Origin of the sequence: Phyllobacterium sp. CL33Tsu, assembly GCF_900113985.1 — a bacterium.
Classification (GTDB): domain Bacteria; phylum Pseudomonadota; class Alphaproteobacteria; order Rhizobiales; family Rhizobiaceae; genus Phyllobacterium; species Phyllobacterium pellucidum.
The window spans coordinates 252,385-271,002 of the sequence record NZ_FORJ01000003.1; the positions used below are offsets into that span (position 1 = coordinate 252,385).

General features: G+C 58.9%; 21 protein-coding genes. 19 read left to right on the top strand and 2 right to left on the bottom strand.

The genetic code is table 11. The features are described from left to right. Positions 1 to 44 precede the first annotated feature (44 nt). From tpiA to BM074_RS13980, 19 genes are all read left to right on the top strand, one after another. Positions 45 to 809: a triose-phosphate isomerase gene (gene tpiA, locus BM074_RS13890; protein ID WP_091922727.1), complete on the top strand. Its 765-nt coding sequence runs from the start codon at positions 45 to 47 to the stop codon at positions 807 to 809. Positions 810 to 920: 111 nt separating this feature from the next. Further along, complete coding sequence (gene secG, locus BM074_RS13895; RefSeq protein WP_027233325.1) at positions 921 to 1,406, top strand: preprotein translocase subunit SecG; 486 nt, start codon at positions 921 to 923, stop codon at positions 1,404 to 1,406. A 206-nt stretch (positions 1,407 to 1,612) separates the two neighbouring features. Continuing rightward, positions 1,613 to 2,308, top strand: a complete 696-nt coding sequence (locus BM074_RS13900) for a L,D-transpeptidase (RefSeq protein WP_091922729.1) — start codon at positions 1,613 to 1,615, stop codon at positions 2,306 to 2,308. A gap of 145 nt (positions 2,309 to 2,453) precedes the next feature. Beyond that, complete coding sequence (locus BM074_RS13905; RefSeq protein WP_027233323.1) at positions 2,454 to 4,082, top strand: CTP synthase; 1,629 nt, start codon at positions 2,454 to 2,456, stop codon at positions 4,080 to 4,082. A 48-nt stretch (positions 4,083 to 4,130) separates the two neighbouring features. Beyond that, the gene (locus BM074_RS13910; protein ID WP_091922730.1) at positions 4,131 to 5,027 is read left to right on the top strand and encodes a VOC family protein; all 897 of its coding nucleotides are present in this window, start codon (positions 4,131 to 4,133) and stop codon (positions 5,025 to 5,027) included. Then, entirely contained in the window at positions 5,024 to 5,857 is an 834-nt protein-coding gene (gene kdsA, locus BM074_RS13915; RefSeq protein ID WP_091922731.1) for a 3-deoxy-8-phosphooctulonate synthase, read from the top strand. Before BM074_RS13910 ends, kdsA begins: the two co-directional genes overlap by 4 nt. Before the next feature lie 103 nt (positions 5,858 to 5,960). Continuing rightward, positions 5,961 to 6,323, top strand: coding sequence for a PRC-barrel domain-containing protein (locus BM074_RS13920; RefSeq protein ID WP_027233320.1), 363 nt, complete (start codon positions 5,961 to 5,963; stop codon positions 6,321 to 6,323). 151 nt (positions 6,324 to 6,474) lie between these two features. After that, entirely contained in the window at positions 6,475 to 7,752 is a 1,278-nt protein-coding gene (gene eno / locus BM074_RS13925) for a phosphopyruvate hydratase (protein ID WP_027233319.1), read from the top strand. 156 nt (positions 7,753 to 7,908) lie between these two features. After that, positions 7,909 to 8,241, top strand: coding sequence for an FtsB family cell division protein (locus BM074_RS13930; protein WP_027233318.1), 333 nt, complete (start codon positions 7,909 to 7,911; stop codon positions 8,239 to 8,241). Positions 8,242 to 8,369: 128 nt separating this feature from the next. Beyond that, a complete protein-coding gene (gene pdhA, locus BM074_RS13935) occupies positions 8,370 to 9,401 on the top strand; it encodes a pyruvate dehydrogenase (acetyl-transferring) E1 component subunit alpha (protein WP_091922732.1) in 1,032 nt (343 codons plus the stop codon). A 15-nt stretch (positions 9,402 to 9,416) separates the two neighbouring features. Continuing rightward, positions 9,417 to 10,805, top strand: coding sequence for a pyruvate dehydrogenase complex E1 component subunit beta (locus BM074_RS13940; protein WP_091922734.1), 1,389 nt, complete (start codon positions 9,417 to 9,419; stop codon positions 10,803 to 10,805). A gap of 15 nt (positions 10,806 to 10,820) precedes the next feature. Next, positions 10,821 to 12,179, top strand: a complete 1,359-nt coding sequence (locus tag BM074_RS13945; RefSeq protein ID WP_091922735.1) for a pyruvate dehydrogenase complex dihydrolipoamide acetyltransferase — start codon at positions 10,821 to 10,823, stop codon at positions 12,177 to 12,179. Between the two features lie 8 nt (positions 12,180 to 12,187). Continuing rightward, positions 12,188 to 12,826, top strand: coding sequence for an SGNH/GDSL hydrolase family protein (locus BM074_RS13950; RefSeq protein WP_091922737.1), 639 nt, complete (start codon positions 12,188 to 12,190; stop codon positions 12,824 to 12,826). An 18-nt stretch (positions 12,827 to 12,844) separates the two neighbouring features. Next, positions 12,845 to 14,290 (top strand): dihydrolipoyl dehydrogenase, encoded by a 1,446-nt coding sequence (gene lpdA, locus BM074_RS13955; RefSeq protein WP_091922738.1) that lies wholly within the window; start codon positions 12,845 to 12,847, stop codon positions 14,288 to 14,290. Between the two features lie 78 nt (positions 14,291 to 14,368). Beyond that, on the top strand, positions 14,369 to 14,566 hold the full coding sequence (locus tag BM074_RS13960; protein WP_091923017.1) for a hypothetical protein: 198 nt from the start codon (positions 14,369 to 14,371) through the stop codon (positions 14,564 to 14,566). Between the two features lie 12 nt (positions 14,567 to 14,578). Further along, positions 14,579 to 14,857 carry a GlsB/YeaQ/YmgE family stress response membrane protein gene (locus BM074_RS13965; RefSeq protein ID WP_091922740.1) on the top strand — a complete coding sequence of 93 codons (279 nt, stop codon included), beginning with the start codon at positions 14,579 to 14,581 and terminating at the stop codon, positions 14,855 to 14,857. A gap of 9 nt (positions 14,858 to 14,866) precedes the next feature. Beyond that, entirely contained in the window at positions 14,867 to 15,832 is a 966-nt protein-coding gene (lipA, locus tag BM074_RS13970) for a lipoyl synthase (RefSeq protein ID WP_027233310.1), read from the top strand. Next, positions 15,832 to 16,290 carry a type II toxin-antitoxin system RatA family toxin gene (locus BM074_RS13975; RefSeq protein ID WP_027233309.1) on the top strand — a complete coding sequence of 153 codons (459 nt, stop codon included), beginning with the start codon at positions 15,832 to 15,834 and terminating at the stop codon, positions 16,288 to 16,290. The genes lipA and BM074_RS13975 overlap by 1 nt, the downstream gene beginning before the upstream one ends. A gap of 28 nt (positions 16,291 to 16,318) precedes the next feature. Continuing rightward, entirely contained in the window at positions 16,319 to 16,762 is a 444-nt protein-coding gene (locus BM074_RS13980) for a GNAT family N-acetyltransferase (RefSeq protein WP_027233308.1), read from the top strand. Between the two features lie 26 nt (positions 16,763 to 16,788). Here the strand turns inward: BM074_RS13980 and BM074_RS13985 are convergent, their stop codons facing one another. Beyond that, positions 16,789 to 17,283 carry a CinA family protein gene (locus BM074_RS13985; RefSeq protein ID WP_027233307.1) on the bottom strand — a complete coding sequence of 165 codons (495 nt, stop codon included), beginning with the start codon at positions 17,281 to 17,283 and terminating at the stop codon, positions 16,789 to 16,791. After that, on the bottom strand, positions 17,280 to 18,500 hold the full coding sequence (locus BM074_RS13990; RefSeq protein ID WP_091922741.1) for a bifunctional 2-C-methyl-D-erythritol 4-phosphate cytidylyltransferase/2-C-methyl-D-erythritol 2,4-cyclodiphosphate synthase: 1,221 nt from the start codon (positions 18,498 to 18,500) through the stop codon (positions 17,280 to 17,282). The genes BM074_RS13985 and BM074_RS13990 overlap by 4 nt, the downstream gene beginning before the upstream one ends. Between the last annotated feature and the right edge of the window lie 118 nt (positions 18,501 to 18,618).

Sequence of the window (18,618 nt, forward strand, 5' to 3'; positions counted from 1 at the left end):
AATCACTGAGAAAATCGACCAAACAAACGTCCAAGGAACACCCAATGACCCCTGATGTGCGTCCGCTCGTTGCTGGAAACTGGAAAATGAACGGTACGGCAGAGTCGCTCGACGAACTGCGTACGATCGTCAACCGGCCGAATTCCGCCATAGGCGAGAAGATCGACGGACTGATCTGTGTGCCGGCTACGCTCGTCTTCCGCGCAGCCCAGCTTGTAGAAGGCGAGGCGCTGGCGATTGGCGGCCAGGACTGTCATTTCAAGAAATCCGGCGCCCATACCGGCGATATCGCAGCGAATATGTTGCTCGATGCCGGCGCGTCCCATGTCATTGTCGGACATTCTGAACGGCGCACAGATCACGCGGAGACAGATGAGATCGTCAATGCCAAGGCAAAGGCGGGCTGGGAAGCCGGACTGACGACCATCATCTGTATCGGTGAAACCGAAGCGCAGCGCCGCGCGGGTTCGACGCTCGAAATCATAGCGACGCAGCTCGCAGGGTCGATTCCGGCGGACGCGCGGTCCGGCAATACGATTATTGCCTATGAACCCGTATGGGCCATCGGTACCGGACTGACACCCACGCCGGACGACGTCAAAGACGTCCATGGCTCGATCCGCGCGGCTCTTGCCAAGCGCTTTGGCGAGGACGGAACGAAGATGCGGATCCTTTATGGCGGCTCGGTCAAGCCCTCAAACGCAGTCGAATTGCTGGGCATCGACAATGTCGACGGCGCTTTGGTCGGCGGCGCAAGCTTGAAAGCGGTGGACTTCCTCGCCATCTGTGAGGCGTATCACGCCCTCTGATCGGCTTAGACATGCTATTGAACCAGGAAATCTGTCTGCGGACGGGCTTGGTTTATTGAAGGATACGGTGTAAAGAGCCGCGTCCGATTTCTAGAAAGCAGAAAATACCCCATGCAAACCGTCGTTATCGTCATTCATCTTCTGATTGTACTTGCCCTTGTCGGTGTCGTGCTTATGCAACGCTCGGAAGGCGGCGGTCTCGGGATCGGTGGCGGCTCGGGTTTCATGACAGCGCGCGGCGCTGCCAATGCCCTGACCCGTGCGACGGCAATTCTGGCGGCGGGGTTCTTCATCACTTCGCTGGCGCTCGGCATCATGGCGCGCTACGGCGAAAACCCGACGGACATTCTGAACCGTATCCCGCAGACGACGGGCACGCAGCCGGCCGGCCAGCAGGGCCAGCAGCCGCCGACGAGCGGTGGTATACTCAACCAGCTTGGCGGTCCTTCGTCGAAGCCGGCAACCGCGCCGACGGATGCGCCCGCCGCTCCCGGAGCGACCGCGCCGGTAACGCCCGAATCGCCAGCCCCGGCCAATACAGCCCCGGCTGCACCTGCTCCGGCACAGCCGGCAAACCCGGTCCCGAATTCGCAGTAATCGGGCACCGTTTGAACGTCTTTCGCGGTAAGCGCAATAAAGTGTTGCGCTTCCGCAACCGTTGTGTGTGAAGAATCGTCGGACGTTGTTCTTCACAGCGATTTGCATTGAGAAGAAACCGGTCTTCGGTTATCGCCATAAAAGTTGGCCTCGGGGGCCTCGCAAACGCCGTGATGGCGTTGTGCAATCTACGCGGGATTTCAAATATGCTTTCACGTCGCTCCTTACTCATTGGCATGTCAGTCCTGGCCTTGACCGGCCCGGCATCAGCCGAACCATTTCTGAAGCGGATCCTCAATCCGTTTACCGGCGATGCGCCGCAACCGGTCGCGCCGGAAGCTGTCGTAAATCCGGATGCCGCTGCTGCTGCAACGCCGATTGAAGTCGCTGAAGTGCGCAAGCCCGCCACGGGCAAGGCCAAGAACAAATACGGCATCGATCCCAAGTACATGCCGCAGGATGTGCCCTTTACCGGCTACAAGACCGGCACGATCGTCATCGATCCAAAGGACAAGTTCCTCTACCTGATCGAATCGCCGTTTACGGCGCGCCGCTATGGCATCGCTGTCGGCAAGGAAGGTCTGGAGTTCAAGGGCACCGCCCAGATCCAGACCAAGCGCGAGTGGCCGCGCTGGATTCCAACCAAGGAAATGATCGAACGCGAGCCGGCACACTATGCCAAGTATGAGAATGGCATGGATGGCGGCCCCGGCAATCCGCTTGGCGCACGCGCCCTCTACCTGTCGCAGGGCGGCCGCGATACGCATGTGCGAATCCATGGCACGATCCAGCCCTGGACCATCGGAAGTTCCGCTTCGAACGGCTGTTTCCGCATGGTCAACGACCATGTCATCGACCTCTACAACCGCGTTAGCGTCGGCACTCAAGTTATCGTGCTGTAAAGACTATTGTCTAATTCACTGGAACGGCCAGACCTCGCGTCTGGCCGTTTTGTTTGGAATAAACAATCTTTGGAATGGGAAAATTGGCAGGCCCGCCAATTTTTTTGTGGCCAAATCACTCGCAAAGGACTAACGAGATAAGCCCATGGCCCGATATGTTTTCATCACTGGCGGCGTGGTTTCTTCCCTCGGAAAAGGCATCGCTGCTGCCGCTTTGGCGGCGCTTCTGCAGGCTCGTGGATACCGTGTGCGGATCCGCAAGCTCGACCCTTATCTCAACGTCGACCCCGGTACGATGTCGCCCTATCAGCACGGCGAAGTGTTCGTAACCGACGATGGTGCGGAAACCGACCTTGATCTTGGTCACTATGAGCGTTTCACGGGGCGTCCTGCCAACAAGCAGGACAACATCACCACCGGACGGATCTATCGCAACATCATCGAAAAGGAACGCCGCGGCGATTATCTCGGCGCGACAGTTCAGGTCATTCCGCATGTCACCGACGAGATCAAGAACTTCGTTGTCGAAGGCAATGAAGACTATGATTTCGTGCTGTGCGAGATCGGCGGCACGGTAGGCGACATTGAAGCCATGCCGTTCCTCGAAGCGATACGCCAGCTTGGCAACGATTTGCCGCGCGGTTCGGCCGTCTATATCCACTTGACGCTGATGCCCTATATTCCGGCTGCCGGTGAACTCAAGACCAAGCCAACGCAGCATTCGGTCAAGGAGTTGCGCTCGATCGGCATTGCGCCTGACATCCTGCTTATCCGCGCTGATCGGGAAATTCCCGAATCCGAGCGTCGCAAGCTGTCGTTGTTCTGTAATGTCCGCGCTTCGGCGGTTATTCAGGCGCTCGATGTCGAGACGATTTATGACGTGCCGATGGCCTATCACAAGGAAGGCCTCGATTCCGAGGTGCTCGCGGCCTTTGGCATCGATCCTGCCCCGAAACCGCGGATGGAGCGCTGGGACGAAGTCAGCCAGCGCATCCATAATCCGGAAGGCGAAGTCACCATTGCCATCGTCGGCAAGTATACGGGCCTCAAGGACGCTTACAAATCGCTTATCGAGGCACTGCACCATGGTGGCATGGCCAACAAGGTGAAGGTGAATCTCGACTGGATCGAATCCGAGATTTTCGAACAGGAAGATCCGGCGCCCTATCTACAGAAGGTGCACGGGATTCTCGTTCCCGGCGGTTTCGGCGAGCGCGGTTCGGAAGGCAAGATCCTCGCGGCGAAATTCGCACGCGAACGGAAGGTGCCTTATTTCGGCATCTGTTTCGGCATGCAGATGGCTGTGCTGGAAGCTGCACGGTCATTGGCCGGCGTCGAACATGCATCGTCTACCGAGTTCGGCCCGACAAAGGAGCCGGTTGTCGGTCTGATGACCGAGTGGCTGAAGGGCAATATGCTTGAGAAACGCACGAAGGCCGGCGACCTCGGCGGTACGATGCGGCTTGGCGCCTATGAAGCGCTGTTGAAATCCGGCACGCGCATCGCCGACATTTACGGTTCGACCGATATTTCCGAGCGCCATCGCCATCGCTACGAGGTCAATATCGACTACAAGCAGAAGCTTGAGGATTGCGGTCTGGTGTTCTCCGGCATGTCGCCGGATGGTGTCCTGCCGGAGACGATCGAATATGCCGATCATCCCTGGTTCATCGGCGTCCAGTACCATCCGGAATTGAAGTCGCGCCCGTTCGAGCCGCACCCGCTGTTTGCGTCGTTCATCAACGCTGCCATGGCTCAAAGCCGGCTCGTTTGACCGCTGGAGGGGTATGACGTTGCATTGTTTTGAGGCATACCCATCACCATGACAACGCAGTCGCCGCGCACGCCCCACCCGGTCGACCACCTCGTGCTGCCGACTGCGGATCTCGATGTGGCGCGCGACCGCCTGGGCAAGCTCGGCTTTACCGTGGCTCCGGTCGGCAAGCACCCGTTCGGGACCGAGAATGTCTGCGTTTTCCTGGGCGACGATGCGTTTCTCGAATTCCTTGCCATCGGTCAGCGCGAAGTCTGCGAGGCCGAGGCCAGGGCAGGCAATGTCTTTGTTGCGCGCGATCAGGCCTATCGGTTCCGGTGTGGCAATGAAGGCTTTTCGGCCCTCGTCATGGGAACGAGGAACGCAGAGCGTGATCACTTGGCCTTCGTGGAGGCTGGCATATCCGCAGGCGCAATTCTGAACTTCTCGCGCCCGTTCGTTACCCCGGACGGCAAGGAGGACAGGGCAAGCTTCAGGCTGGCATTTGCCGCCGACCTGCGAGCGCCGGATGCGTTTTTCTTCACCTGCGAGCGCGTACATGCGCCAAATGCCGATCGCAGCCAGTTGCAGGCCCATGCGAATGGCGCCGTCAGCTTGCGCGAAGTAGTCCTTTCTGAGGTAAATCCGACCGATTTCCAGTATCTCCTGCAGGAAGTCGTCAACCAGCGCGACGTCAATGCACACTCGTTCGGCATGGATTTGCGCGCAGCAAATGCCAACGTCAGCGTGCTTTCGCCGCAAGGATTGCATTCGTTCTTCGGCCTTGAAGCACCGGGCGTCGAACGGGGCTTGCGCCTTCGGGCCTTCGTCGTTGGCGTTCGCGATCTCGTCGCCGTTGAATCGCTCCTTCGCAGCAACGATATACCCTTCGAACCGCGCGGCTCCCGCCTGATCGTGCACAAGGCACCAGGGCAGGGCGCCGCCATCGCATTTGAGGCAGTCTGATGACCCCGAACTCGACCGTTAAAGCTGGCAATGTGGCGTTTTCGAACGCGTCGCAGTTTTCACTCATTGCCGGTCCGTGCCAGATGGAGAGCCGCCAGCATGCTTTCGACATGGCGGGCACCCTCAAGGAGATCACAGGCAAGCTCGGTATCGGTCTTGTTTACAAGTCGAGCTTCGACAAGGCCAACCGCACGTCGCTCACCGGCAAGCGTGGTTTTGGGCTCGAGAACTCCTTGCCGGTCTTTGCCGACATCCGGAAGGAATTCGGCCTACCGACCTTGACCGACGTGCACACCGAAGAGCAATGCGCGATTCTCGGTGAAGTGGTGGACGTTCTGCAGATACCGGCCTTTCTTTGCCGCCAGACCGATCTTCTGATCGCGGCCGCAAAGACCGGCAAGGTCGTCAACATCAAGAAGGGCCAGTTTCTGGCGCCATGGGACATGAAGAATGTCGCGGCAAAGGTCACCGAGAGCGGCAATCCCAACGTCATGCTGACCGAACGTGGGGTTTCCTTTGGCTATAACACGCTTGTCTCCGATATGCGCTCGTTGCCAATCATGGCCGGTCTCGGCTCTCCCGTCATATTCGATGCCACGCACTCGGTGCAGCAGCCGGGCGGGCAAGGCGGATCCACGGGTGGCCAGCGCGAATTTGTGGAGACGCTGGCGCGCGCTGCAGTGGCAGTCGGCGTCGCCGGTGTCTTCATCGAGACCCATCAGGATCCGGATAATGCGCCCTCGGACGGTCCCAATATGGTGCCGATCGACCAGATGCCTAGACTTCTCGAAACACTGCTGGAATTCGATCGGATTGCCAAAAGGGCATAGATAGCGGCGGAAGTTCCGTCCCGAGAAATTAACTTTTTATGCAACCCTCACGCGGGGTTGCTCATTACTCCTCCATGGCAGCTTCAAACAAGGAGGAAGAAATATGCCGACCAAATCCGGACATACTACAGCAATTCGCGCCACCCGTGTGATTGGCACGAACGTCTATAACGAAGCCAACGATAAGATCGGCGAGATCGAAGATGTGATGCTGGACAAGACCTCCGATAGCATCATGTTTGCGGTTATCGGCTTTGGAGGGTTCTTGGGAATGGGTGAAAAATACCATGCCGTTCCGTGGAAACTCCTGAACTACGACGAAAGCACCGGCGGCTATGTCGTCCCGTTCACCAAGGAACAGTTGACGCAGGCTCCGGCGCACACCATTTCGGAACTCTCCGAGAATGACGGTCGCCGCGTTCGCGACAACGCATTTTCTTATTACAAGGTCGACAGGGCGGCGTAATTCGCCCTGAGGCCAGCGCAAAAGGGTCGCCACCGGCGGCCCTTTTGTCTTTTTAGGCGACATTTCGTCCCGCTGGGGATTTTCCTTGTCATCTTCATTCGCTATCAGTGGCCAGCCCAACGCTGCACTGAGCTCATTGAAAGGGAATTCCATGACTGCAATTGTAGATATCATTGGCCGCGAAATTCTGGATAGTCGCGGGAATCCGACTGTTGAAGTCGATGTCATTCTCGAAGACGGGTCCAAGGGTCGTGCAGCCGTTCCCTCCGGCGCTTCCACCGGTGCGCACGAAGCAGTCGAACTGCGCGATGGTGGCAGTCGATATCTCGGCAAGGGCGTTCAGAAGGCCGTGGATGCGGTCAATGGCGAACTCTTCGACGCTATCGGCGGTCTTGAGGCAGAGAACCAGATCCACATCGACCAGACCATGATCGATCTGGACGGCACGCCGAACAAGAGCCGTCTTGGCGCCAATGCCATCCTCGGCGTCTCGCTTGCCGTCGCCAAGGCTGCTGCGGAAGCATCCGGCCTGCCGCTCTACCGTTATCTTGGCGGCCCGTCGGCTCATGTGCTTCCCGTGCCGATGATGAACATCATCAACGGCGGTGCTCATGCCGACAATCCGATCGACTTCCAGGAGTTCATGATCCTCCCCGTCGGCGCATCGTCGCTCGCCGAAGCCGTGCGCTACGGTTCGGAAGTGTTCCACACCCTGAAGAAGCGCCTGAAGGATGCCGGCCACAACACCAATGTCGGTGATGAAGGCGGCTTTGCGCCCAATCTCAAGACGGCCCAGGCTGCGCTCGACTTCATCGTCGAATCGATCGAGAAGGCCGGCTACAAGCCGGGCGAGGAAATCGCCATTGGTCTGGATTGCGCTTCGACCGAATTCTTCAAGGACGGCAACTACGTTTACGAAGGCGAGAAAAAGTCGCGCGATCCGAAAACACAGGCGAAGTATCTCGCCAAGCTCGTCGGCGACTATCCGATCATCACGATCGAAGATGGCATGGCCGAGGATGACTGGGAGGGCTGGAAATATCTGACCGACCTCGTCGGCAACAAGTGCCAGCTCGTCGGCGACGACCTGTTCGTGACCAACTCGGCACGTCTGCGCGATGGCATCAAGATGGGTGTCGCCAACTCGATCCTCGTCAAGGTCAACCAGATCGGCACTCTGTCCGAGACATTCGATGCGGTCGATACGGCGCACCGCGCGGGCTACACCTCCGTCATGTCGCACCGTTCCGGCGAAACCGAAGACTCGACAATTGCCGATCTTGCTGTCGCCACCAACTGCGGACAGATCAAGACCGGTTCGCTGGCACGCTCCGACCGGGTCGCGAAATACAACCAGCTCATCCGCATCGAGGAAGAACTCGGACCGCAGGCGCGCTATGCCGGCCGCGGCATCTTCCGCAACGCCTGACAGCAAACTGGCAAGACAACAGAAAATGGCGGGCCTGGTGTCCGCCATTTTGCTTTTCAAGGCTGGCGGTAAGACCCTGTTAAGCAAAACATCGTCTTATTGATTGCCAGAGATCGGGCATTGTCGCCTGATTCCGCAGCATTCGGACCGGCTTCCATGTGGACAAAACAAAGACGAAAAACGCGACGGGGACGGTTGATCGTTCCGTTCCTGTCAGCGCTATTCTTCAGCTATTTCGGATTTCACGCCTACCACGGTGAATACGGTCTCTATTCGACCATCAAGCTGCAGGAGCAGACCAAGCTCCTGCAAGCTCAACTCGAGGCCGTGACCGCTTCGCGCACGGAGCTTGAACGACAGGTCCAACTTATGCATGATGGCACGATTGAGAAGGATATGTTGGACGAACAGGCTCGCAAGGCATTGAACATGTCCCGCCCGGACGAAGTCACCATAATGCGTGGCTCCGGCGATTTGGCTATTAACTGATTTCTAGTTAATAGCCGTTTTATGCTGTATTTTTAACAGCTTATTTGCATAGCACTTATTCAATTCTGCATATTGTAACTTCTGCCCCTGCTGCTATTCTCTTGCGACCAAGTCACAGGGAGTGAGATATGGCTACGAGGGCGAAAAAAAGCCCTGCGCGTTCTGCGCAGACCTCTGCTGTTAAAGCACCAAAACCCATCCAGTTCACCAAGGAGCAAGAACTCGAAGCCTATCGCCAGATGCTGCTGATCCGTCGTTTCGAGGAAAAGGCCGGTCAGCTTTATGGCATGGGTTTCATCGGCGGTTTCTGTCATCTGTACATCGGCCAGGAAGCCGTTGTCACGGGCATGCAGATGGCCCTGAAGGAAGGTGACCAGGTCATCACCGGTTACCGCGATCACGGCCATATGCTTGCTTGCGGCATGAGTGCCCGCGGTGTCATGGCTGAATTGACCGGACGGCGCGGCGGCCTTTCCAAGGGCAAGGGCGGCTCGATGCATATGTTCTCCAAGGAGAAACATTTCTACGGCGGCCACGGCATCGTCGGCGCCCAGGTTTCGCTGGGTACGGGTCTCGCCTTCGCCAATCGCTATCGCGACAATGGCAATGTCTCACTCTCCTATTTCGGCGACGGTGCGGCCAACCAGGGCCAGGTCTACGAAAGCTTCAACATGGCCTCGCTGTGGAAGCTGCCTGTGATCTATATCATCGAGAACAATCGCTACGCCATGGGCACCGCCGTATCGCGCGCCTCGGCTGAGACCGATTTCTCCAAGCGTGGTGTTTCTTTCAATATTCCAGGCATCCAGGTCGACGGCATGGATGTGCGCGCTGTCAACGCGGCAGCCGAGGAAGCAGCCGCCTTCGCGCGTTCGGGTAAGGGCCCGATCATTCTCGAGATGCAGACCTACCGGTATCGCGGCCACTCCATGTCGGATCCGGCGAAATACCGGTCGAAAGACGAAGTGCAGAAGATGCGCTCCGAGCACGATCCAATCGAGCAGGTGAAGAACCGGTTGATCGGCAATAACTGGTCCAGCGAGGACGATCTGAAGAAGATCGACAAGGACGTTCGCGACATCGTGGCCGACGCCGCCGATTTCGCACAGTCCGATCCAGAGCCGGATCCGTCCGAGCTTTACACCGATATTCTGCTCTAAGGGGAGGCGCGACCAATGCCTGTAGATATTCTTATGCCCGCGCTCTCGCCGACAATGGAAGAGGGCAAACTATCCAAGTGGTTGAAAAAGGAAGGCGACAAGGTCACTTCCGGTGATGTGCTTGCCGAGATCGAGACCGACAAGGCGACGATGGAAGTCGAGGCCGTCGATGAAGGCACGATCGGCAAGATCGTCGTTCCGGAAGGCACCGACAACGTAAAGGTCAACTCTGTCATCGCCGTGTTGCTGGGCGATGGCGAGAGCACCGATGCCGCCAATGCGCCGAAGGCCGCGCCCGAGGCGCCGCAAGCAGCCGAAGCTCCAAAGGCAGAGCCAGCGGCCGAACAGGCTCCCGCCTCGGTTCCTGCTGCTCCCAAGTCCGAAGTTGCGGCCGACCCCGACATTCCGGCCGGCACCGAAATGGTTTCGACCACGGTGCGCGAAGCATTGCGCGACGCGATGGCTGAAGAAATGCGCCGCGACCCGAATGTCTTCATCATGGGTGAGGAAGTTGCCGAATACCAGGGCGCCTACAAGATCACCCAGGGCCTGCTCGACGAGTTCGGTCCGCGCCGGGTTGTTGACACGCCGATCACCGAACACGGCTTTGCAGGCGTCGGCGTCGGTGCTGCAATGACCGGGCTGCGTCCGATCGTCGAATTCATGACCTTCAACTTCGCCATGCAGGCGATCGACCAGATTATCAATTCGGCGGCAAAGACGCTCTATATGTCGGGCGGCCAGATGGGTGCGCCGATGGTCTTCCGCGGACCGAGCGGCGCCGCCGCCCGTGTCGCCGCCCAGCACTCGCAGTGCTACGCCGCGTGGTACAGCCACATTCCGGGCCTCAAGGTCGTGATGCCGTATACGGCCGCCGACGCCAAGGGCCTGCTCAAGGCGGCGATCCGCGATCCCAATCCGGTGATTTTCCTGGAAAACGAGATTCTCTACGGCCATTCGTTCGACGTGCCCAAGCTTGACGATTTCGTCCTGCCGATCGGCAAGGCCCGCATTCACAAGAAGGGCAATGACGTTACGCTCGTCTCGTTCGGCATCGGCATGAACTACACCGTCAAGGCCGCCGAGGAGCTTGCCAAGCTCGGCATCGACGCCGAGATCATCGATCTGCGCACGATCCGCCCGATGGATATGCCGACGGTGATCGAATCGGTGAAGAAGACCGGGCGTTGCGTCACGATCGAGGAAGGCTATCCACAATCCTCCGTCGGCACGGAAATTGCCACACGCGTCATGCAGCAGGCCTTCGACTATCTCGATGCGCCGGTTCTCACCGTCGCCGGCAAGGACGTGCCCATGCCCTATGCGGCAAACCTTGAAAAGCTGGCGCTGCCAAGCGTCAAGGAAATCATCGATGCCGTCAAAGCTGTGACCTACACGGCTTAAGGGGAGGAAACCGATATGCCGATCAATATCACCATGCCGGCGCTCTCTCCTACGATGGAAGAGGGCAACCTCGCCAAATGGCTCGTCAAGGAAGGCGACAAGGTTGGTCCCGGCGATGTCATCGCCGAGATTGAGACCGACAAGGCGACGATGGAAGTCGAGGCGGTCGACGAGGGCACAGTCGCTAAGATCGTCGTTCCCGCCGGTACCGAAGGCGTAAAGGTCAACGCGCTCATCGCCATACTTGCGGGTGAGGGCGAGGACGCCGCCGCAGCCGCAAAGGCCGATGGTGCAGCGCCCAAGGCGGAAGCGCCAAAGGAAGAGAAGAAGACGGAGGCCGCGCCTGCGCCAAAGGTGGACGCTGCCCCTCCACCGGCCGCAGCGCCTGTCGCACCTGCTGCATCTGGTGCACCTGCCAAGTCGGGTGACCGGCCCTTCTCGTCGCCGCTTGCACGACGCATCGCCAAGGAAGCAGGCATCGATCTGTCCGGCGTCACCGGCTCCGGTCCGCATGGGCGCGTGGTCAAAAAGGACGTTGAAGCTGCCATCTCGGGCGGCGGCGCAAAGCCCGCGGCGGCGGCTCCAGCTTCCGCTGCAGCCCCGGCGCCGGCAGCGGCCAAGCCAATGTCCGACGATGCCGTGCTCAAGCTCTTCGAGCAAGGCTCTTACGAACTCGTGCCGCATGACGGCATGCGCAAGACCATTGCCAAACGCCTGCTCGAGGCAAAGACGACGGTCCCGCATTTCTACCTGACCATCGACTGCGAACTCGACGCGCTGCTTGCGCTTCGTGCGCAGATCAACACGGCCTCGCCGATGATCAAGACCGAAAAGGGCGACGTTCCCGCCTACAAGCTTTCGGTCAATGACATGATCATCAAGGCCATGGCGTTGGCGTTGCGCGACGTTCCCGAAGCGAATGTTTCTTGGACAGACGCGAATATGGTCAAGCACAAGCATTCCGACGTTGGCGTTGCCGTTTCCATACCAGGCGGCCTGATCACCCCGATCATTCGCAAGGCCGAGCAGAAGACGCTCTCGACGATTTCCAACGAAATGAAGGATCTCGCCAAGCGCGCCCGCGACCGCAAGCTGAAGCCCGAAGAATATCAGGGCGGCACCACGGCCGTGTCCAATCTCGGCATGTTCGGCGTCAAGGATTTCGCCGCGATCATCAACCCGCCGCACGCAACCATTCTTGCAGTTGGAGCGGGCGAGGAGCGGGCGGTCGTCCGCAAGGGCGAGATCAAGATCGCGACAATCATGTCGGTGACCTTGTCTACCGACCATCGCGCGGTTGACGGTGCGCTTGGAGCCGAACTCGCACAAGCCTTCAAGCGGCACATCGAAAATCCGATGGGCATGCTGGTCTGAGCAACGCGATGAAAACCGTCCTCTGCTATGGCGATTCGTTGACCTGGGGCTATCGCCCCGACGGCTCGGGGCGCCATGCACGCAAGGACCGGTGGCCGGAAGTCTTGCAGGCTGAACTTGGTGAAGCCGTGCACGTGATCAGCGATGGCCTGAACGGGCGAACGACGGCGTTCGACGATCACCTTTCGGGCTTTGAGCGCAACGCTGCCAAGACGCTGACGACGGCGCTTGGCACGCATTTTCCGCTCGATCTGGTCATCATCATGCTCGGCACCAACGACATGAAGCATATACTCTGCGGCAACGCCTACGGCGCCAAGCGGGGGATGCAGCGGCTGATCGAGATCGTTCGCACGGCGCCCTATCAGTTCGACACCAAGGCGCCGGCTGTTCTGATCATGTCGCCGCCACCATTCGGCGCCAACGAATGGAGCGAATTCAGGCTGATCTTCGAGGGCGGTGCTGAACAATCGCACCTGCTTGCGGAATTTTACCGCGACGCGGCGGAGCTTGCCCGTTGCGCGTTCTTCGATGCCGGCTCGGTCGCCGCAACGTCAAGCATTGATGGCATTCATCTTGATGCCGAAAACACTAGGGCGATCGGAAAAGCCGTCGCTCCCATCGTTCGAGACATACTCGATCTCTAATCCAGGAGGACCAAGGTCTTGGCCAATAATTACGACGTGATCATCATTGGTTCTGGCCCCGGCGGCTATGTCACCGCGATCCGCTCCGCGCAGCTCGGATTCAAAACCGCCATCGTCGAGCGCGAGCATCTTGGCGGCATCTGCCTCAATTGGGGATGCATACCGACGAAGGCTCTGCTGCGCTCGGCGGAGATCTTCCATTACGGCCAACATCCCAAGGATTACGGCCTGACGATCGAAGGCAAGATCTCGGCCGACATCAAGGCCGTCGTTCAGCGTTCGCGCGGCGTCTCTGCGCGTCTTAACGGCGGCGTCGGCTTCCTGATGAAGAAGAACAAGGTCGACGTGATCTGGGGCGAAGCGAAACTCTCAAAGCCCGGCGAAATCGTGGTCTCAAAGTCTTCGAAGAAGCCTATGGAGCCGCAGAATCCGGTGCCCAAGAACACGCTTGGCGAAGGTACTTATTCGGCTAAGCACATCATCATTGCCACCGGCGCACGCCCGCGCGCCTTGCCGGGCATCGAGCCGGACGGCAAGCTGATCTGGACCTATTTTGAAGCTATGGTCCCGCCGGAAATGCCGAAATCCCTGGTCGTTATGGGATCTGGAGCCATCGGCATCGAGTTCGCCTCGTTCTACCGGACCATGGGAGCGGATGTGACTGTGGTCGAGCTTCTGCCGACAGTCATGCCTGTCGAGGATGCCGAAATCTCCGCCTTCGCCCGCAAGCAGTTCGAAAAGCAGGGCATGAAGATCATCACCGATGCCAAGGTGACCAAGGTCGAAAAGGCAGCCAATTCCATCACCGCCCATGTCGAAACCAAGGACGGCAAGGTCGAGAAGATCACGGCAGAACGGCTGATTTCCGCCGTTGGTGTCCAGGGTAACATCGAGAATCTCGGCCTGGAGGCGCTTGGCATCAAGACGGATCGCGGCTGCATCGTAACCGACGGCTACGGCAAGACCAATGTGCCCGGCGTTTATGCGATCGGCGACGTCGCCGGCCCGCCCATGCTCGCGCACAAGGCCGAGCACGAGGGCGTTATCTGCGTCGAGAAGATCGCCAATGTTCCGGGCGTCCATGCGCTCGAGAAGGACAAGGTCCCGGGCTGCACTTACTGCCAGCCGCAGGTGGCTTCGGTGGGGCTAACGGAAGCGAAAGCCAAGGAAGGCGGACGCGAAATCCGCGTTGGGCGGTTCCAGTTCGCCGCGAACGGCAAGGCAATCGCGCTCGGCGAAGACCAGGGGTTGGTGAAGACGATCTTCGACAAGAAGACCGGCCAGCTGATCGGCGCCCACATGGTCGGCGCGGAGGTGACGGAACTCATTCAGGGCTTCGTCATCGCCATGAACCTAGAGACCACGGAAGAAGAGCTGATGCACACCATATTCCCGCATCCGACTCTGTCCGAGATGATGAAGGAAAGTGTACTCGACGCCTATGGTCGTGTGCTGAACGCCTAAAGGAACGATGAGCGATTGAACATCAGCGACAGCAGGTCCTGGACCAGTCTTGCATGGGCGGTCCTCAAATGGTCGACCATTGTCGGCCTGCTGGTCGGCTTCTTGTCGTCTGCCTTGAGTCTTTTGTCGGGTAACACCATATCGGTGAGTGGAACGGCAATCGGCGGGTGGACTGGGGTCTGGGTTGTCACGCTTGCGTGCGGCTTGGGCGGGTTTCTTTTCGGTGCTATATGGGCTCTGGTGCTGCGCGCCGTTGCCATCGCATCCGGGCGCTAGCGGGAGAAGAATATGGATCAGCCAGTCGGTATCATGGGCATGCCCGGTGTAGGTTTCTTTGGAATGCTGGTCATCGGCTTCATTGCCGGTTATATCGCCGAAAAGGCGATGAACCGCGATCACGGATTGCTCACCAACATTCTCGTCGGTATTGCCGGTTCTTTCGTCGGCGGCACGTTGGCCAGCCTTCTGAAATTCCAGTTCTATGGATTTCTGGGAAATCTGATCGTCGCCACCGTCGGGGCAATTCTCATTCTGTGGATTTTTGGCAAGGCCAGGACCGCGAACTAGGAAGACATAATGGTAACGGTACTCGACACGATCGACCAGAAGCGGCGCCTTCGCCACCCGGAGAAAGCGCATCGCCCGGATTCGGAGGTTTTGAAAAAGCCCGACTGGATCAGGGTCAAGGCGCCCGTGTCGAAGGGATATTCGGAGACGCGCGATATTGTTCGCTCGCACAACCTGGTTACGGTTTGCGAAGAAGCCGGCTGCCCGAACATCGGCGAATGCTGGGACAAGAAACACGCGACGTTCATGATCATGGGCGAAATCTGCACCCGCGCCTGCGCGTTCTGCAATGTCGCCACGGGCCTGCCGACCGCTCTCGATGTGCACGAACCGGAGAATGTGGGCAAGGCAGTCAAGAAGATGGGCCTTTCTCACGTCGTCATCACGTCGGTGGATCGTGACGATCTGCCGGACGGCGGCGCCCAGCATTTTGCCGACGTGATCCATGCGATTCGCCGCATTTCGCCCGGAACGACAATCGAAATCCTCACGCCCGATTTCCTGCGCAAGGAGGGAGCGCTCGAGATCGTTGTCGCTGCCCGTCCCGATGTCTTCAACCACAACCTCGAAACCGTGCCGTCCAACTATCTGAAGGTTCGGCCGGGTGCGCGCTATTTCCATTCCATCCGGCTGTTGCAGCGGGTCAAGGAACTTGACCCGACCATCTTCACAAAGTCGGGCATCATGGTCGGGCTTGGCGAAGAGCGTAACGAGGTCCTGCAGCTTATGGACGATCTGCGCAGCGCCGACGTCGATTTCATGACGATCGGCCAGTATCTCCAGCCGACGCGCAAGCACCATCCGGTGCTGAATTATGTGACGCCGGACGAATTCAAGTCCTATGCGACGATCGCCAAGACCAAGGGTTTTCTCGTTGTTGCATCGAGCCCCTTGACCCGCTCGTCGCACCACGCCGGCGAAGATTTTGCACGATTGAGGGCTGCACGCGAGGCGATGCACGCAAATCGTAGCTGATGCCGAAATTCGAGACGAGCCGTCCTGTCGTCCACCGCGCCGAGGAGATGTTCGATCTCGTCGCGGACGTCGAAACCTATCCGCAGTTTCTGCCCATGTGCGAGAGCCTCAAGGTGCGCTCACGCAAGGAAAGCCACGGCAAGACCCTGCTCATTGCCGACATGACCGTGGGCTACAAGCTCATCCGTGAGACCTTCACCAGCCAGGTTCTGCTCAAACCGCAGGAAAAGGTGATCCTCACCAAATATATTGACGGACCGTTCCGCTACCTCGACAACCGCTGGCAGTTCATTCCGGCGGAAAACCCCGAACATTCCGTCGTCAAATTCTACATCGACTACGAATTCAAGAGCCGCACGCTCGGTTTCGTCATGGGATCCATGTTCGACATCGCCTTCCGAAAATTCACGGAAGCATTTGAAAAGCGTGCCGATGCGATCTATGGCAGGAACGTATAGTCGCCTGAGTGCATGAAGGTAATCTGCTATGCAGCACGAAGATCCGGAATATCAAGTTCAAATCGGCACACCCTCGGTAGAGGACTATCGCAGGCTGCGCGACATTGCCGGCCTGAGCTCAAAGAGCCAGGAGGCGGCGGAGCGCGGCCTTCCGAACACCGTTTATGCGGCAACCGTTCAATATCAGTCGAACGCGGTCGCCATGGGTCGAATTATCGGCGATGGCGGATGTTTCTTTCAGGTCGTGGACATTGCCGTCGATCCCGCGCATCAGGGCAAGGGCCTTGGCAAGATCATTGTTTCGCGGCTTGTTGATTACCTGCAGGCGGAAGCCCCGGACGGTGCCTATGTCAGCCTTATCGCTGATGGTCCCGCAAAATATCTTTACGCGAAGTTCGGGTTCAGGCCGGTAATGCCCGAGTCGATCGGCATGGCCATCGAGATCAGGCGCCCGTCCGAATACGAAATGTAGTGCGTCTCTTGCCAGGCAAAAAACGCTCAGTCGCATAGAGCCTTAATGACCATGTCCAGCGCGGTGTTCACGGCTGCGAGCCGGATCGAAGCGCGCCCGCCATCGGCAAAAACGTGCCGCTCCGCTATTGGCGGCTTTCCCTTGAGTGCAAGGCCGAACCAGACCAGCCCGACCGGCTTTTCCGCTGATCCTCCACCCGGACCCGCGACTCCCGTTACGGCAACCGCGATGCCGGCGCTGGAATGGGCGAGCGCGCCTTCCGCCATGGCGAGCGCCACTTCTTGCGACACTGCGCCGTGCGCCGCGATTACACCTGCAGGCACGCCGACCATGTCCTGCTTGGCCTCGTTCGAATAAGTCACGAAACCGCGGTCGACAACGTCCGAAGAGCCGGCAATGTCGGTCAGCGCGGCCGCGATCATGCCGCCCGTGCAGGATTCTGCCGTGGCTAGCAGAATGCCCTTGCGGCGGCAGGCTTCGAGCACTGCAATTGCCTTTGCCTCGGCAATCAGTCCGCTCATTCCGGCAAACCTCCCGGATAGACGACTGAAGCCGTCGCTATGGCGGCGATACCCTCCTGCCTACCGATGAAGCCAAGTTTTTCATTGGTCGTCGCCTTGATCGAAATGCGATCCGGCGAAATGCCGAGCATAGTCGAGAGTGCCGCCGTCATCGCCTCGCGATGAGGGCCCACTTTCGGTGCCTCGCAGATGAGGGTGATATCGGCATTGGCGATCCTGCCGCCTGCTTCCCTGACGATCTTGACGGCATGCTCGACGAAGATATGCGAGGCCGCGCCCTTCCATTGTGGATCCGACGGCGGAAAGTGCGTTCCAATGTCGCCGGCACCACGTGTGGCCAGCAGAGCGTCGGTCAGCGCGTGCAGGGCGACGTCGGCATCCGAATGACCCGAAAGCTTGCGGTCATGGGCGATAAATACGCCTGCGAGCGTGACGCCGTTTCCCGGCTCGAATGCGTGCACGTCGTAACCGTTGCCGGTGCGTACATCCGGAAAGGCGGAATGCTGCTTGGTCAAGCGTTCGTCTGCCATTTCGATATCCTTCGCCCAGGTCAACTTTGTGTTGTCGGCAGATCCTTCCACGATCCGGACGGGCAGGCCATGCCATTCGGCAATTGCGGAATCATCAGTAAAATCCGACCGTCCGACGGCAAAGGCGGCGTCGTGGGCGGCAAGGATCGGAAGAAACGGGAAGGCCTGCGGGGTCTGCGCGGCGTAAAGACCGGCGCGCGGCACGGTGGCACTGACCATCGCATCATTGCCCGCAGCCTTGAGTGTGTCCGAAACGGCAAGCACCGGCAGAACGCCGATATGCGGTGTCAGATTGAAGACAACCCGTTCCAGCAGATCAGCCGAAATGAACGGACGAACGCCGTCGTGAATAAGGACATGATCCGGGGAAATGTCCTTGAGAGCCAAAAGTCCAAGGCGTGTCGACTCCTGGCGCGTCGGGCCGCCGGTGACGGCAACGACATGGCCGGCCCGATCGCCGAGCGCCTGCGTGAACAGCGTGTCGTCTTCCTTGTGGATGACGACAATGACGTCATCGATCAGCGGGCATTCGAGAAACGCACGCAATGTATGCGCAAGAACGGCCTCGCCGCCGATCTTGCGATACTGCTTCGGTCCTTCAACGCTTTGGCCGGCACGTTCTCCGCGCCCGGCCGCGACGATGACGGCTGCGACCCGCGCCTGCTTGTTTTCAGTCTTTCCCGCCACATGTCTCTCCGTAATGGCAACTCCGTTACCCTTTGCAACGGCGAAAGGCCAGAGAATTGAATCGCCACAATGTCAAAATAGGAGCAACAAACGCCGCACTTTGCCTTGCGAAGAGGCA

Bases quoted from the DNA above. Each gene is read 5' to 3' on its own strand.
- BM074_RS13945 (WP_091922735.1), top strand. From the start codon at position 10,821: ATGCCGATCAATATCACCATGCCGGCGCTCTCTCCTACGATGGAAGAG.
- secG (WP_027233325.1), top strand. From the start codon at position 921: ATGCAAACCGTCGTTATCGTCATTCATCTTCTGATTGTACTTGCCCTT.
- BM074_RS13985 (WP_027233307.1), bottom strand. From the start codon at position 17,283: ATGAGCGGACTGATTGCCGAGGCAAAGGCAATTGCAGTGCTCGAAGCC.
- BM074_RS13965 (WP_091922740.1), top strand. From the start codon at position 14,579: ATGGATCAGCCAGTCGGTATCATGGGCATGCCCGGTGTAGGTTTCTTT.
- BM074_RS13905 (WP_027233323.1), top strand. From the start codon at position 2,454: ATGGCCCGATATGTTTTCATCACTGGCGGCGTGGTTTCTTCCCTCGGA.
- BM074_RS13920 (WP_027233320.1), top strand. From the start codon at position 5,961: ATGCCGACCAAATCCGGACATACTACAGCAATTCGCGCCACCCGTGTG.
- BM074_RS13950 (WP_091922737.1), top strand. From the start codon at position 12,188: ATGAAAACCGTCCTCTGCTATGGCGATTCGTTGACCTGGGGCTATCGC.
- pdhA (WP_091922732.1), top strand. From the start codon at position 8,370: ATGGCTACGAGGGCGAAAAAAAGCCCTGCGCGTTCTGCGCAGACCTCT.
- BM074_RS13910 (WP_091922730.1), top strand. From the start codon at position 4,131: ATGACAACGCAGTCGCCGCGCACGCCCCACCCGGTCGACCACCTCGTG.
- BM074_RS13980 (WP_027233308.1), top strand. From the start codon at position 16,319: ATGCAGCACGAAGATCCGGAATATCAAGTTCAAATCGGCACACCCTCG.
- eno (WP_027233319.1), top strand. From the start codon at position 6,475: ATGACTGCAATTGTAGATATCATTGGCCGCGAAATTCTGGATAGTCGC.
- BM074_RS13900 (WP_091922729.1), top strand. From the start codon at position 1,613: ATGCTTTCACGTCGCTCCTTACTCATTGGCATGTCAGTCCTGGCCTTG.
- BM074_RS13940 (WP_091922734.1), top strand. From the start codon at position 9,417: ATGCCTGTAGATATTCTTATGCCCGCGCTCTCGCCGACAATGGAAGAG.
- tpiA (WP_091922727.1), top strand. From the start codon at position 45: ATGACCCCTGATGTGCGTCCGCTCGTTGCTGGAAACTGGAAAATGAAC.
- BM074_RS13975 (WP_027233309.1), top strand. From the start codon at position 15,832: ATGCCGAAATTCGAGACGAGCCGTCCTGTCGTCCACCGCGCCGAGGAG.
- lipA (WP_027233310.1), top strand. From the start codon at position 14,867: ATGGTAACGGTACTCGACACGATCGACCAGAAGCGGCGCCTTCGCCAC.
- BM074_RS13930 (WP_027233318.1), top strand. From the start codon at position 7,909: ATGTGGACAAAACAAAGACGAAAAACGCGACGGGGACGGTTGATCGTT.